The 14254-nt window shown below is 69.4% G+C and carries 11 protein-coding genes; 9 read left to right on the forward strand and 2 right to left on the reverse strand.

All coding sequences use genetic code 11. The features are described from left to right. The first annotated feature begins 36 nt into the window (after window positions 1-36). The 9 genes from G4D85_RS11280 to G4D85_RS11320 all read left to right on the forward strand — a co-directional run bounded on the left by G4D85_RS11280 (window position 37) and on the right by G4D85_RS11320 (window position 12776). Window positions 37-1755: an Ig-like domain-containing domain gene (locus G4D85_RS11280; protein ID WP_164011021.1), complete on the forward strand. Its 1719-nt coding sequence runs from the start codon at window positions 37-39 to the stop codon at window positions 1753-1755. A gap of 248 nt (window positions 1756-2003) precedes the next feature. Then, window positions 2004-3401 (forward strand): family 43 glycosylhydrolase, encoded by a 1398-nt coding sequence (locus G4D85_RS11285; RefSeq protein WP_205525532.1) that lies wholly within the window; start codon window positions 2004-2006, stop codon window positions 3399-3401. Window positions 3402-3822: 421 nt separating this feature from the next. Then, window positions 3823-4974 carry a porin gene (locus G4D85_RS11290; protein ID WP_164011025.1) on the forward strand — a complete coding sequence of 384 codons (1152 nt, stop codon included), beginning with the start codon at window positions 3823-3825 and terminating at the stop codon, window positions 4972-4974. A 167-nt stretch (window positions 4975-5141) separates the two neighbouring features. After that, a complete protein-coding gene (gene kdpF / locus G4D85_RS11295; protein ID WP_164011028.1) occupies window positions 5142-5231 on the forward strand; it encodes a K(+)-transporting ATPase subunit F in 90 nt (29 codons plus the stop codon). Window positions 5232-5241: 10 nt separating this feature from the next. Continuing rightward, complete coding sequence (kdpA, locus tag G4D85_RS11300) at window positions 5242-6960, forward strand: potassium-transporting ATPase subunit KdpA (protein ID WP_164011030.1); 1719 nt, start codon at window positions 5242-5244, stop codon at window positions 6958-6960. Between the two features lie 2 nt (window positions 6961-6962). Continuing rightward, window positions 6963-9023 carry a potassium-transporting ATPase subunit KdpB gene (gene kdpB, locus G4D85_RS11305; RefSeq protein ID WP_164011033.1) on the forward strand — a complete coding sequence of 687 codons (2061 nt, stop codon included), beginning with the start codon at window positions 6963-6965 and terminating at the stop codon, window positions 9021-9023. A gap of 15 nt (window positions 9024-9038) precedes the next feature. Continuing rightward, entirely contained in the window at window positions 9039-9692 is a 654-nt protein-coding gene (kdpC, locus tag G4D85_RS11310) for a potassium-transporting ATPase subunit KdpC (protein WP_164011034.1), read from the forward strand. Window positions 9693-9768: 76 nt separating this feature from the next. Further along, a complete protein-coding gene (locus G4D85_RS11315) occupies window positions 9769-10938 on the forward strand; it encodes a sensor protein KdpD (protein WP_164011037.1) in 1170 nt (389 codons plus the stop codon). Continuing rightward, window positions 10935-12776 (forward strand): HAMP domain-containing sensor histidine kinase, encoded by a 1842-nt coding sequence (locus G4D85_RS11320; protein WP_164011039.1) that lies wholly within the window; start codon window positions 10935-10937, stop codon window positions 12774-12776. Before G4D85_RS11315 ends, G4D85_RS11320 begins: the two co-directional genes overlap by 4 nt. 15 nt (window positions 12777-12791) lie before the next feature. Here G4D85_RS11320 and G4D85_RS11325 read toward each other — a convergent pair whose 3' ends face one another. Next, the gene (locus G4D85_RS11325) at window positions 12792-13370 is read right to left on the reverse strand and encodes a PIN domain-containing protein (RefSeq protein ID WP_205525511.1); all 579 of its coding nucleotides are present in this window, start codon (window positions 13368-13370) and stop codon (window positions 12792-12794) included. A 57-nt stretch (window positions 13371-13427) separates the two neighbouring features. Further along, window positions 13428-13922 carry a helix-turn-helix domain-containing protein gene (locus G4D85_RS11330; protein ID WP_164011042.1) on the reverse strand — a complete coding sequence of 165 codons (495 nt, stop codon included), beginning with the start codon at window positions 13920-13922 and terminating at the stop codon, window positions 13428-13430. Between the last annotated feature and the right edge of the window lie 332 nt (window positions 13923-14254).

A 14254-nucleotide genomic window follows, 5' to 3' on the forward strand; every position in this document is an offset into this window, starting at 1 on the left:
TTGTGCGCGGCCCTGGGGCTCGCCGCCTGTGATTCATTGGAGTCCGACCCCATACCGAAACCCGTAAAGGAGGAGCCGCCGCCTCCTCCTCCCGAACTCACCGTCACCGTGGAGACAGCAGGGCCGGAGTTCTGCAGGCAGGGCACGTGGACGCTCTCTGTCTCCGTCACGGGGGGGATGCCGGAGCGGGTGGAGCTCATCAGGAACGGGCGGAATGTCACGAGCCTCGTCAGTCCGTACCGCCACACCGTCGACTGTGCCACCCATGACGAGGGCAGCTTTTCCTTCGTCGCCCGGGCAGTGGCCGAGGGTCTGAGCTTCGACAGCCCGAGCACTTTGGTCGTGGTGGACCGCGGGTCTCCCAGGGTCGAGTCCTGGCGCCCGGACACGTACTATCCTTCCGTGGACACGCAGGTGGAGATTGTCTTCTCCGAGCCGCTCCAGCCCGAATCGCTCCAGGCCGCGCCCACCCTGCTACGCGACGGCAACGGCTTCTCGGTCGTGCACCAGACGGTGCTCAGCGAGGACGGGAGGGTCCTCCGGCTGGTGCCGACGTTGCCACTTCGCCCGCCGGTCACCCTGCATGCCGAGCTGTTGCAACGGAGCATGACCGACCGGGCCGGCAACCCGTTCCAAGTGGGAACGGGTTCCACTGGCTCCGAGCGGGAGTTCAGCTACTGGCCCTTCGCCCAGGTGGGACCCAGGTTGAGCAAGAGCGTTACGGGCCCGATTTCTTTCGCACTGGAGACGTTCCCGCAGGAGCGGCCGGTCGCCCTTTACGTCGAGCAGGAGACGCAAGATAGCCCGGGCAAGTTGGCTGTCGCGCGGTGGCGCGGCGACGCGTGGGAGCGCCTTCCCCCACCTCTTGAATTCGCTGCGCGGTCACCCTATCCCAGCAACCGGATGATCCAGGTGTCCAAGGCTGGTGCGGTGGTGATCGCCTGGGCCCAGACCAACGACGACACTGACACGGACTGGATCCACGTGATGCGGTACGATGGCACGTCCTGGACCCTCCTGGGGGCGCCGCGCGACACCCAGTCCCGGATCACCTACTCACAGATGGCGCTGGACTCGGACGGGCACCCCGTTCTCGTCTATGAGGAGCGCAACCTCGACCTCCGGGTCGTTCGGTGGACCGGCACGGCCTGGGAGGCCCTGGGAGGTCCTATCAGTGGCAATCCGCAGATTCCAACCTTCGCCAGTTACCCGGCCATCGCCGTGGACTCGTCCGAGGTGGTGCTGGCGTGGTCGGAGGTCCCTCCAGAGGCAACCCGGGACCACGTCTTCGTGATGCGGTTCAAGGATGGGCGCTGGTCTCGCTTGGGAGGGCTGCTCCGTGGCACGGCGGGCGGAGGCACGGATAGAGTCGCTATTGCGCTGCGGAGAAATGGGGATCCAGTCGTCGCCTGGACCGAATGGGACGCAAACTACGACGACGGCTTCGTCTTCGTCTCTCAATGGAAGTTGACCTCCGCGGGCGAAGGTTGGGCTCCGCCAGAGCTGCTGCTCCAGGGGATGACACGGTCTGCCGGCCTGGAACCTCCGTTCATCGTCATCCATGACGATGAGCCGTGGGTGTCCTGGCAGCGCCGGGCGGGGGGCACTGGGTATGCCAGCTACTTCCGCCGGCACCGCGACTCGAGCTGGGAGCCCGAGCAACTCATCGCCGGGACGGAGTTGTATGGGTTCCGGGTGGACGAGAAGGGTTTCCCCTGGGTTGCGGTGGAAGGGGCCATCCTTCGCCCGCAGTAGGTGGGCGCAGCCTGCTCCATCAGAAGCCGGCGGCTCCGGGCCCTCGCGCGCGGAGCCGTCGGCGCGCGCGTTGATAACCGCACCAGAAAGACTCGTTTTGCTGTTTTAACTAGGAACGCGTGATAACTGGGACCTCCACTGCGGTGCATTCCCGCGCACGGAGCCGAGACGGTGTCCGGGCGCTCGGAGGTCGTCTCGTGAAGAAATCCCCATTCCTCTCGGCGCTCGCGTTCGCGGGTGCCGTCTCGATGTTCGCGTCCGGCTGTGGCGCAGAGCACTCCGACGCGGCGCTCGTGGAAGAGGCCCCCGTCGGCGCCGTCAGTGAGGCGCTCGCGTGCAGCACGCGCATCACCTACGGCGACCGCTGGATTCGCCCCGCGAACCACCCGGCGCAGCACGACACCGCGGCCGACCTGGTGACGTGGGACGGCAGCTGCGTCAACGAGGGCACCAACTCCTACGCGGTGCTGTCGAACGGCTGGAAGCCGTACTTCACCGGCAACAACGCCTGCGTGCTGGCGCTCGACACGGACTGTGCCGGCGCCACCGCGTGCGCGACGCGGCTGACCTACGGCCCGGCGTGGCTGCACCCGGCGAACCACCCGGCGCAGTACGACGATGCGGGCGGGCGCGTGTTCTGGGACAGGGCCTGTGTGAATCAGTCCCCCAACTCCTACGCGGTGCTGTCGAATGGCTGGGCGCCGTACTTCAGCGGCTCGAATGCGTGCGGAGTCTCCTTCCGCTACACGGGCTGCGGCGGGCTGTATCAGAACCCGGTGGTCCCCACGGACTGCGCGGACCCGGGCGTCATCCATGATGGGACGCGGTACGTCGCCGCCTGCACGTCGGGGGGAGCGGCCAACGCCTTCCCCCTGCGCACCTCGACGGACCTGGTGACGTGGACCAGCGCTGGCGTCATCTTCCCGTCCGCGAGCAAGCCGACGTGGGCGACGGGCGACTACTGGGCGCCGGAAATCCACAAGGTCGGCACGCGCTTCATCGCGTACTACACCGCGCGCCATACCAACGGAAAGCTGTCCATCGGCGCGGCCACCTCGAACAGCGCGCTCGGGCCCTTCACGGACCTGGGCCGTCCGCTCGTGCATGACACGGGCATGGGGATGATTGACGCCACCTTCTTCAAGGACACCGCCGGGACGCCGTACCTCGTGTGGAAGGCGGATGGGAATGCGGTGGGCCAGCCGACGCCCATCTACGGGCAGCAGCTGTCGGCGGATGGCCTGTCGCTGGTGGGCACTCGCCGCACGCTGATGAGCAACAACCTCGCGTGGGAGGGAGGCGTCGTCGAGGCGCCCTGGGTCGTCGCGCGGGGCGGCTACTACTACCTCTTCTACAGTGGTAACGCGTACTACAACAGCACGTACGCGGTGGGCGTCGCGCGCGCCACCAGCCCGCTGGGCCCGTACACGAAGCTGGGCGCGCCCATCCTCAAGACGGGCGGCGGCTGGGTGGGCCCGGGCCACAACTCCGTCGTCACCGGGCCGCGCGGCGACACGTACATGGTCTACCATGCGTGGAACAGCGCCCACACGGCGCGGGTGATGCTCGTGGATGCCATCACCTGGCCCAACGGCTGGCCGGCGGTGCCCTCGGCGCCTTCGGCCGGCTCCCGCCCCTTGCCGTAGCGGACGGGCCTCGCCTCTTGCCGCACCCCGCCCGGCGTTCGCGCCGGGCGGGTCCCTACGCTGTCCGCGAACGCTTCGATGGCCCGCGGCGGTGACGAGGGACCTGTCCGTCACGCTGTCGGATGACAGCTCGCTGGAGACGGAAGGGCGCGTCGTCGTGAAGCTCCGGGCGAGCCGGCTGTAGCTGGCCCGGTTGGGCCGCTCGTGGTGGCGACGGCAGCGGGCGCCCGCCAGTCTCCTGGCGGGCGCCGGCCCATCGCGGGACTGAATCGGAAGGGACGGGCCTTCAACCTGCACGGGCCCCGCGAGGCCGTCGTGCGGATTGCAACCCGCGCTCACGGCGGGGGTTCGCAACCCCCTGAAACTCCCGGCTCTGTCCGAGGCTCGGGTTGGTACGGAGGGTGCTCATGAGAGGGGCGTCATGCTCCTCTCTGGACCGTCATCCTTCCTTTGCTCCGTGCTGCTCGCTCAGTCGGAGCCCGCGCTCCGTCAGCCTGCTCCTCCGCTAGCGGAGCAGGTGCCCGAGGCCGCTCCGCTCGCCGCCGCGTCGGAGGCGCCGGGCTTCCTCTCCCGCCTGAAGCTCGAAGGCGGCGTCGACGCGTACTTCGGCTACGACTTCAACCGGCCCGCGGACTCGGCCACCTTCATCCCTGGCACCGGCACCACCGCGAAGCGGCACAACGAGGTGTCCATCAACCTGGCTTCGCTCGGCGTGAGCGTGGCCCCGGAGCCGGTGGGCCTGAAGGTGCTGCTCGGCTTCGGCACCGCCATGGACGTGGTGCACCTCGCCGAGCCCGAGGGCGACTCCACGGGCCCCGACGTCTGGCGCCACGTGCAGCAGGCCTCGCTGTCCTTCGCCACCGGCCCGCTGGCGCTGGAGGCCGGCATCTACCCCAGCCACATCGGCCTGGAGTCCTTCCAGTCGCAGCTCAACTGGACGTACACGCGCTCGTGGATGGGCGAGCTGTCGCCGTACTACCAGGCGGGCCTCAAGGGCACCTGGACGTTCGATGACAACTGGAGCGCGCAGCTCCACCTCATCAACGGCTGGCAGACCATCGCCGAGAACAACCCCGGCAAGGCGCTGGGCACGCAGGTGGCGTACGCGGGCGAGCGGCTGTCCGCGGCCTTCAACACCTTCCTCGGCGAGGAGGGCAGCGACGGCACGCGCCTCTTCGTGGATGGCGTGGCCACGTACCGCGTCACGGAGTCGCTGAGCCTCGCCGCCACCGTGGATGCGGGCCGTCAGTCACGCCCCGCTCAGGACGCGGCCTGGTGGTACGCCGCCGGCCTCAACGCCCGCGTGCGGCTGTCCGAGCCCGTGGCCGTGGCCGCGCGTGTGGAGGTGTATCGCGACGAGGACGGCCTCATCACCGGCACGGCGCAGACGCTCACCGGGGGCACCGTCACCCTGGAGGTGCGGCCCGAGGAGCACCTCACCCTCAAGCTGGAGGCCCGGCATGACCGCTCGACGGCGGACGTCTTCTCCGGCCACGACACCACCACCGACGGCACTCCCGAGCGGGTGCCCGGACAGACGCTCCTGGTGCTGGGAGCCGTCGCGTACTTCTGACCCTTCCCGCGCGGTGCGCCGACTCCCGGGTGGGAGCGGTGCTCCACGCGGCCACCGTGCTCAACGGAGCCTTTGAATGGACCTCGTCCTCGTACTCGTCACCCTCGGTTTCTTCGCGCTCACGTGGGCCTACGTCCACGGCTGCGAGCGCCTGTGAGGCACCCGCCATGACTTTCGAATACGCCGCAGGCGCCCTGCTGGCCGTGCTGCTCACCGTGTACCTCGTCTATGCCCTGCTCCGTCCGGAGCGGTTCTAGGGACTCCGCAATGACACTCATCGGATGGTTGCAGCTGGGGTTGTTCTCCGTGCTGGTGCTCGCGGTGACGAAGCCGCTGGGCGCGTACCTCTTCCGCGTCTTCGAAGGGGAGACGCGTCCGCTGCCGCGCGTGCTGGGCCCGGTGGAGCGCGTGCTGCTGCGCCTGTGCGGCGCGGCGGAGAAGCGCGAGCAGACCTGGGGGCAGTACGCCCTGGCGCTGCTGGCCTTCAGTCTCTTCAGCGTCCTCATCGTGTACCTGCTCCAGCGCTTCCAGCACGTGCTCCCGCTCAACCCCCAGGGGCTGGGCGCGGTGGGGCCGGAGCTGGCCTTCAACACGGCGGTCAGCTTCACGACGAACACCAACTGGCAGTCCTACGCGGGCGAGTCCACCCTCGGCTACCTGACGCAGATGACGGGGCTGGGGTGGCAGAACTTCGTCTCCGCGGCGGCGGGGCTCGGCGTGGCGCTGGCGCTCGCTCGCGGCTTCACGCGCCGGCCTGGCCCCGAGGGGCAGAAGACGCTGGGCAACTTCTGGGTGGACCTGGTCCGAGGCACCCTCTACGTGCTGCTGCCCCTGTGCTTCGTCTACGCGCTCTTCCTGGTGTCGCAGGGCGTGCTGCAGAACTTCTCCGCATACCCGGAGCTCATGACGCTGGAGGGCGGCCGGCAGACGCTGGCCATGGGCCCGGTGGCCTCGCAGGAGGCCATCAAGATGCTGGGCACCAACGGTGGTGGCTTCTTCAACGCCAACAGCGCGCACCCCTTCGAGAGCCCCACGCCGCTCACCAACCTGGTGCAGCTCGTCTCCATCTTCGCCATCCCCGCCGCGCTCACGTACACGTACGGGAAGATGGCCGGGGACACGCGGCAGGGCTGGGCCCTCTTCGCCGCCATGTCCGTCCTCTTCCTCGCGGGCGCGGTCGCCACCCATGCCGCCGAGTTCCAGCCGAATGCCGCGGTGGCCTCCGCGCACGTGGCACAGGCCGGCAACCTGGAGGGCAAGGAGGTGCGCCACGGCATCGCCGCCTCCGCGCTGTTCGCCACGGTGACGACGGCGGCCTCGTGCGGCGCGGTGAACGCCATGCACGACAGCTTCAACCCGCTGGGCGGGCTGGTGCCGCTCGTCAACATGCAGCTCGGTGAGGTGGTCTTCGGCGGAGTGGGCGCCGGCCTCTACGGCATCCTCATCATGGTGGTGCTCGCCGTCTTCATCGCCGGCCTCATGGTGGGCCGCACGCCCGAGTACCTGGGCAAGAAGGTGGAGGCGAAGGAGCTGAAGCTCGCCATGCTGTACGTGCTCGTCTTCCCGCTGTTCATCCTCGGGCTGGCGGCGGCGGCGGTGGTGCTTCCCCAGGGCGTCTCCTCGCTCAACAACGCGGGGCCGCACGGCCTGTCGGAAATCCTCTACGCGTACACCAGCGGCGCGGCGAACAACGGCAGCGCCTTCGCGGGCCTCAACGCCAACACGCCCTTCTGGAACCTCACGCTGGGCGTGGCGATGCTCGGCGGGCGCTTCCTGATGATGATTCCCGCGCTGGCCATTGCCGGCTCCATGGTGGGCAAGAAGGGGGTGCCGGTGGGTCCGGGCACCTTCCCCACCAATGGCGCCCTCTTCACCGGCCTGCTGGTGAGCGTGGTGCTCATCGTCGGCGCGCTCACGTTCTTCCCCGCACTCTCCCTCGGTCCCCTCGTCGAGCACTTCCTCGCCGGGGCCGGAAAGGTCTACTGACCATGAGCTCCGCTGCTTCCAAGCCGGCGTCACTCCTCGACGCCTCGCTCCTCAAGCCCGCGCTGGTGGACAGCCTGAAGAAGCTCCACCCGCGCGACGTGGCCCGCAACCCCGTCATGTTCGTGGTGTGGGCCGGCAGCCTGCTCACCACGGTGCTGCTGGTGAAGGACCTCGTGGCTCCGCGCCCTGAGGCCGCGCCGCTGTGGTTCACAGTGTCGGTGACGCTGTGGCTGTGGTTCACCGTGCTGTTCGCCAACTTGGCGGAGGCCGTGGCGGAGGGGCGCGGCAAGGCCCAGGCCGGCGCCCTGCGGAAGCTGCGCAAGGACACCACCGCGCGCCGCCAGGTGGACGGGCGCGAGGAACGCGTGCCCGCTCAGGACCTGCGCAAGGGGGACCTCGTGGTGTGCGAGGCGGGCGACCCCATCCCCGGCGACGGCGAGGTGGTGGAGGGCATCGCCAGCGTGGACGAGTCCGCCGTGACGGGCGAGTCCGCGCCCGTCATCCGCGAGTCCGGCGGTGACCGCTCGGCGGTGACGGGCGGCACCAAGGTGCTGTCGGACCGCATCGTGGTGCGAATCTCCGCGAACCCGGGGGAGTCCTTCCTCGACCGGATGATTGGACTGGTGGAGGGCGCGGCGCGGCAGAAGACGCCGAACGAGCTGGCCCTCCACATCCTGCTGGTGGGGCTGACGGTGGTATTCCTGCTGGCGTGTGTGACGCTGGTGCCGCTGGCGCTCTACTCGGGCGTGCCGCTGTCGGGCACGGCGGTGGTGGCGCTGCTGGTGTGCCTCATCCCCACGACGATTGGCGGCCTGCTGAGCGCCATCGGCATCGCCGGCATGGACCGGCTGCTGCGCAAGAATGTGTTGGCCATGAGCGGCCGCGCGGTGGAGGCGGCGGGCGACGTGGACACGCTGCTCCTGGACAAGACGGGCACGATTACGCTGGGCAACCGCATGGCCACGGAGCTGCTGCCCATGCCGGGCATCCGCATCGAGGAGCTGGCGGAGGCGGCACAGCTCGCGAGCCTCGCGGACGAGACGCCCGAGGGCCGCTCCATCGTCACGCTGGTGAAGGACACCTACAAGCTGCGCCCGCGCGAGCTGCAGGCGCACCACGCCACCTTCGTGCCCTTCACCGCGCAGACGCGCATCAGCGGCTGTGATTTGGTTGACCCGCACCCGCGAAGCATCCGCAAGGGCGCGGTGGATGCGGTGGTCCGGCATGTCCAGACGCGGGGTGGCGCGGTGCCGGCGGAGCTGGACGCGGTGGCGGGCCGCATCGGCGACTCGGGCGGCACGCCGCTGGCGGTGGCGGAGGGCGCGCGACTGCTGGGCATCGTCCACCTGAAAGACGTGGTGAAGGGCGGCATCAAGGAGCGGTTCGACCGCTTCCGCGCCATGGGCATCCGCACGGTGATGATTACGGGCGACAACCCGCGCACCGCGGCGGCGATTGCGCGCGAGGCCGGCGTGGACGACTTCCTCGCGGAGGCCACGCCCGAGGCAAAGCTGGCCCTCATCCGCACCGAGCAGGGCAAGGGCAAGCTGGTGGCGATGACGGGCGACGGCACCAACGACGCGCCCGCGCTCGCCCAGGCCGACGTGGGCGTGGCGATGAACACCGGCACCCAGGCGGCGAAGGAGGCGGGGAACATGGTGGACCTCGACTCCAACCCCACCAAGCTGCTGGAGGTGGTGGAGGTGGGCAAGCAACTGCTGATGACGCGCGGGACGCTCACCACGTTCTCCATCGCCAACGACGTGGCGAAGTACTTCGCCATCCTCCCCGCGCTCTTCATGGGCGTGTTCCCGCAAATCGCGCCCCTCAACGTCATGGGGCTGGGCTCGCCGTTCAGCGCCATCCTCTCCGCGGTCATCTTCAACGCGCTCATCATCATCGCGCTGATTCCCCTGGCGCTGCGGGGCGTGAGGTACCGGCCGCTCGGCGCGGCGGCGCTGCTGCGGCGCAGCCTCCTGCTCTACGGAGTGGGCGGCGTCATCGTTCCCTTCGTGGGCATCAAGGTCATCGACGTGCTGCTCGGCGCCGTGGGCCTGGTCTGAAAGGACGCACCTGTCATGGTCTCCAACCTCGTCACCGCCCTGCGCACCTGTGTCGTCACCCTGGTGCTCACGGGCCTGCTGTACCCGCTGGCCGTCACCGGAGTGGCGCAGCTCCTCTTTCCCGGCGAGGCCAATGGCTCGTGGGTGAAGGACGAGCAGGGCCGCGTGGTGGGCAGCGCCCTCATCGGACAGGGCTTCACCCGCCCGGGCTACTTCCAGCCACGTCCCTCCGCCGCGGGCGCCGGGTATGACGGCGCGGCGTCGTCGGGCAGCAACCTGGGCCCCACGTCCCTGAAGCTGAAGGAGCGGGTGGCCGCCGAGGCGGAGCGCCTGCTCCGCGAGAATCCGGACGCTCCGGGCCCGGTGCCGGCGGAGCTCGTCACGGCCTCGGCTTCTGGCCTGGACCCGCACTTGTCGCCGGAGGCTGCGCGCTGGCAGGCGCCGCGCGTGGCCCGGGCGCGCGGGGTGGCGCCGGAGCGGTTGCTGGCGTTGCTGGACTCGCACGTGGAGGGGCGCACCCTCGGCGTGCTGGGCGAGCCTCGTGTCAATGTGCTGCTGTTGAACCTGGCGATGGACCGGCAGTTCGGCCAGCTCCCGGCAGAGCCTGCAAGAGGCACGGGTGCGGGCCTCGGAGGCGAGGCGGCGCCCGTGGGCCCGGGGGGCCGGTGAGGCGCGGCACTCAGCCCATGCATTCCGCGCGGCCCGGGGGCATTCTCCGTGTGGCCCGCTCCCGAGGGGCCCGAGGATGACGATGACGCGGCGCACGCGCGCGGAGGACTTCCTGGAGCTGGTGGAGCGGGGCCGGCGCGGCCGGCTCAAGCTGTACATCGGCTTCGCGGCCGGCGTGGGCAAGACGTACCGGATGCTGGAGGAGGCGCACGCGCTGAAGCGGCGCGGGGTGGACGTGGTGCTCGGCTTCGTGGAGACGCACGGCCGCAAGGAGACACAGGCGCTGGTGGACGGCCTGGAGTCGGTGCCGCGCAAGCCGTACACCTACCGCGACGTCACCGTGGAGGAGATGGACCTGGACGCGGTGCTCGCACGCAAGCCCCAGGTGGCGGTGGTGGACGAGCTGGCCCACACCAACCTCCCCGTGTGCCGCCACCGCAAGCGCTACCAGGACGTGCAGGAATTGCTGGACGCGGGCATCAACGTCATTGGCGCCTTCAACGTGCAGCACCTGGAGAGCCTGAACGATTTGGTGGAGCGCACCACCGGCGTCACCGTGCGCGAGACGCTCCCGGACAGCTTCCTCAAGGGGGCCGACCAGGTGGTGAACCTGGACCTCGCGGTGGAGGACCTGCACGAGCGGCTGAAGGCGGGGAAGATCTACGCCGAGGACAAGGTGCCCCACGCGCTGGAGCGCTTCTTCAAGGAGGAGAACCTGTCCACCCTGCGCGAGCTGGCGCTGCGCGAGGTGGCGGAGAGCCTGGACCGGGCCACCGCGGGGCAGCCTCCGCGCGCGGGAGAGGAGTCCTCGCAGAAGGGCGCGGCCTGGGGCCGGGTGCTGGTGGCGCTGTCCAGCCATCCACCGCGCGCGGCCACGCTGCTGCGCCGGGGCTCGCGGATGGCGGGCCGGCTCAACACGGACTGGTTCGTCGTCTACGTGGAGACGCCGCGCGAGGCGCCACACCTCATCGACTCGGAGGCGCAGCGGCACCTGCTGGCGAACATCGAGAAGGCGAAGGAGCTGGGCGCGGAGGTGGTGCGGCTGCGCTCGAAGGACCCGGTGGAGGCCATCCTCGACTTCGCGCGCTCGCACGGGGTGGGGCACCTCATCGTCGGCCGCTCGCACCAGCCGTGGTGGAAGCGGCTGCTGGGGCGCGCGGCGGACGTGCGGCTGCTGCGCGAGGGTGAGGGCGTCGACATCCACGTGGTGGCCTTCGAGAACGTCCACGAGGAGCGCCGCCCATGACGCTGCGGGGTCGGTTGTTGCTGGCACAGGCACCGCTGGCGCTCGCCCTGGCGCTGGTGGGTGTGGTGGCCGTGCTCACGCTGTCGCGGCTGGGGCGGGCGGGGCAGGAAATCCTCCAGGACAACTACCGCAGCGTGCTGGCCATGCAGCGGATGACTGAGCAACTGGAGCGCATGGACAGCGCCGCACTCTTCATCGTCGCGGGCGAGCGCGAGCGGGGTGTGGCACAGCAGGCAGCGCAGCGCCCCTCGCTGGAGGAGGCGCTGAAGCTCCAGGAGGGCAACGTCACCGAGTCGGGCGAGGCCGACGCCACCCGTGGGTTGCGCGAGGCGTGGCGGCGTTACGTGGCGGAGTACGACGCCCTGCTCGCGCTGCCCTCGACGGAAGCCGCGCGTGGGGCGTACTTCCGTGCGCTCGGGCCGGCGTTCCAGGAGGTGAAAGCGGCGGCGGCGGGGGTGCTCGCGCTGAACCAGGACGCCATGGTGCGCAAGAGCGAGGCGCAGCGGCGGCAGAGCACGCGGGTGAACACGTTGATGGTGACGGTGGTGCTGGCGGCCTTCGTGACGGGGCTGTTCGCGTCCACGTCGCTGACGCACCGGGCGCTGCGGCCGGTGTCGGTGCTGTCGCAGGCGGTGCGGCGGCTGGGGCGGGGCGACTACGCGACGCGAGCGGTGGTGGAGGGGCGGGATGAAATCGCGCAGCTCGGCCAGGACTTCAACGCCATGGCGGAGGCGCTCCAGCAGTACCGGCAGAGCAGCCTGGGCGAGCTGCTCCAGGCGCAGGCCGCGTCCCAGGCGGCCATCGACAGCCTGCCGGACCCGGTGGTGGTGTTCGGCGCGGGGGGCGGGCTGCTCAATGTGAATCGCTCGGCGGAGGGCGTGCTGCGGCTGTCGGTGGAGGGAGGCGGGGACGTGCTGGGGCGCGTGGCCCCCGAGGCGCGCGAGGTGCTGGAGCGGGTGCGCGGCCATGTGCTCGGAGGCCGGGGCGCGTACCAGCCGCGTGGCTACGAGGAGGCGGTGCGGGTGGAGCTGCCGGAAGGGGACCGCTGGCTGCTGCCTCGGGCCAGCCCGGTGTACGGAGAGACGGGCGAGGTGGTGGGGGCCACCGTCATCCTCCAGGACGTGACGCGGCTGCGGCGCTTCGACGAGCTGAAGAACGACCTGGTGGCCACGGTGGCACACGAGTTCCGCACGCCGCTCACGTCCCTGCGCATGGCGGTGCATCTGGTGGCGGAGGGCGTGGTGGGGCCGGTGACGGAGAAGCAGGCGGACCTGCTCCACGCGGCGCGCGAGGACTGCGAGCGGTTGCAGGGCATCGTGGACGACCTGCTGGACTTGTCGCGCATCCAGGCGGGACAGCTCCAACTGGAGGTGCGCCGGTTGCCAGCGGAGGAGTTGGTGGACGCGGCGCTGGAGGCGCAGCGGGCGGCGGCGGAGGAGCGCGGGGTGCGTCTGTCGCGGCAGGTGTCGCTGGACGTGGAGGCGGTGGAGGTGGACCCGGAGCGTCTGGGCCTGGTGCTGGGGAATCTGGTGGGCAACGGGGTGAAGCACACGCCCGGGGGAGGCGAGGTGGAGGTGCGCGTGTCGCGCGAGGGCGCGCGGGTGTGCTTCGAGGTGCGGGACACGGGCGAGGGGATTGCGCCGGAGCAGCAGGCGCGCATCTTCGAGAAGTTCTACCGAGCCCCGGGCGCGCCGGCGGGCGGGGCCGGGCTGGGGCTGTCGATTGCGAAGGACATCGTCCAGGCGCACGGCGGGGACATCGGCGTGGTGAGCGCGCCGGGACAGGGCAGCACGTTCTGGTTCACCCTGCCTCAGCCGGAGGCGGTGGGGCAGGGGTGAGTGAAGTGGTTCGCCTCACGGCTCCGTGATGGGAGAAGGAGGGAGCAGGCCGCGAACCTCCTGGATGAATCCAGGCACCGTGCGCGCCATGCCTTCCAGCATCTTCTCAAAAGGGATGGGCGGGTTCTTCAGGTTCGCGGCCTGTAGATGCAGAACCTCAAGGATGGCATCTGGAGCCTGGCTCAGCAGGTTCTGAAGAAAGGTGTCCGGATCCTGGGCCTGCATGTTCCTCGGCAGATGCTCTGCTCTGAAGTCACGCAGGTTGTTGGTGACGATGGTCTGCGCACCGATATGAACCGCTGCCGCCAACACGTGCCGGTCCTTCGGATGATTCTTCATCGCAGGGGTGAGCTGCTCGTAGCCGGTGACCAGTGCTTCAGGAAAGGCGTCCTTCATGGCGGCGACACGACGCGCTGCCTGGCTTTCCGAACGCCTGTACTCCGCCACGAGATTGCGGCGCATCTCCTCGAGGATTTCCTCGGTCCAGTAGACCTGGATGAGGTTCTTCCTGGCCGCCCTGAGCAGCACGTCACAAAGCGAAACCGGGATGAGGACGTTCGCGTCGAGGATGACCGGAAAGACGGCGTGGAGCACGGTGCAGTCGTCGCGCGCGGTCCCCACCGTTGTCAAGCGGGCCCAGTACCCCGGGTGCTAGTCAAATTCCGGGTAGCCCCCCTCTTGCTGTGTTTCCTGCATCATCGCGGCAAGCTTGGCATCGCGTTCGGCGTCACGCTTCACCCGGTATTCGAGCACATCGTGGGTAGAGACACGCCGGTGAGTGCCAGTGCGGCGATAGGGGATTTTCCCTTCGTCGAGGAGCTGTACGAGGTATTGGCGCGAGACGTTGAGCAGGTTGGCGGCCTGCTGGGTCGTGAGCTCCTTCTGGACGGGGACGATGGAGACCGCATCGCCCGAGGCCAGGACGGCCAGAAGTTGCTGGAGCAGCGTCAGCACGTCCCTGGGTACCGGAAGCGTCTCGTGGTTGGGTCCAAGGAGTGAAAAGCGTGGCTGGGTTCCCTGCCCCTGAAGCGTCTCGGTGATGAGCTTCGCGAGTTGCTGCACCTGTCCCAGGCTCGCCTCGTTGGCGGTGACCGGCTCAGAGGCTCGTGTGGAAGTGGTGGCTGCGTCGATTGGGGACAGGGTCATGGGCGTGCTCCACTCCATGGGGCACAAGGCGCGATGGCGTAACGAACGAATCCCGGTTGTTACGCGAATCTATAATGCCCACAAACGACGCAATCGCAAGTGACCCACCGCTTGGTTCCGCATGGGTGCTGAATTCGACCATAAAGATCTGAAATTACTGATCTTTATATGTGGATCGTGGTTCGTCCGGCTCGGTGAGGGCCCTCCTGGAAGGATATCAGCCGTCCCAAATGCAACCTGACGGGCTCTGGGATGGGGCAGCCCTGGTGGGCCGGCGTTCTGCTGAAAGGGCACCCCGGATGCGGTGCCTGGCCGCGCTTCCGATGGGTGCC

The sequence above is a fragment of the Pyxidicoccus trucidator genome (genome assembly GCF_010894435.1).
Lineage (GTDB): Bacteria > Myxococcota > Myxococcia > Myxococcales > Myxococcaceae > Myxococcus > Myxococcus trucidator.

Coding starts and splice junctions, on each gene's coding strand:
- kdpC (WP_164011034.1), top strand. CDS start 9,039: ATGGTCTCCAACCTCGTCACCGCCCTGCGCACCTGTGTCGTCACCCTG.
- G4D85_RS11285 (WP_205525532.1), top strand. CDS start 2,004: ATGTTCGCGTCCGGCTGTGGCGCAGAGCACTCCGACGCGGCGCTCGTG.
- G4D85_RS11290 (WP_164011025.1), top strand. CDS start 3,823: ATGCTCCTCTCTGGACCGTCATCCTTCCTTTGCTCCGTGCTGCTCGCT.
- G4D85_RS11320 (WP_164011039.1), top strand. CDS start 10,935: ATGACGCTGCGGGGTCGGTTGTTGCTGGCACAGGCACCGCTGGCGCTC.
- G4D85_RS11315 (WP_164011037.1), top strand. CDS start 9,769: ATGACGATGACGCGGCGCACGCGCGCGGAGGACTTCCTGGAGCTGGTG.
- kdpB (WP_164011033.1), top strand. CDS start 6,963: ATGAGCTCCGCTGCTTCCAAGCCGGCGTCACTCCTCGACGCCTCGCTC.
- kdpF (WP_164011028.1), top strand. CDS start 5,142: ATGACTTTCGAATACGCCGCAGGCGCCCTGCTGGCCGTGCTGCTCACC.
- G4D85_RS11330 (WP_164011042.1), bottom strand. CDS start 13,922: ATGACCCTGTCCCCAATCGACGCAGCCACCACTTCCACACGAGCCTCT.
- kdpA (WP_164011030.1), top strand. CDS start 5,242: ATGACACTCATCGGATGGTTGCAGCTGGGGTTGTTCTCCGTGCTGGTG.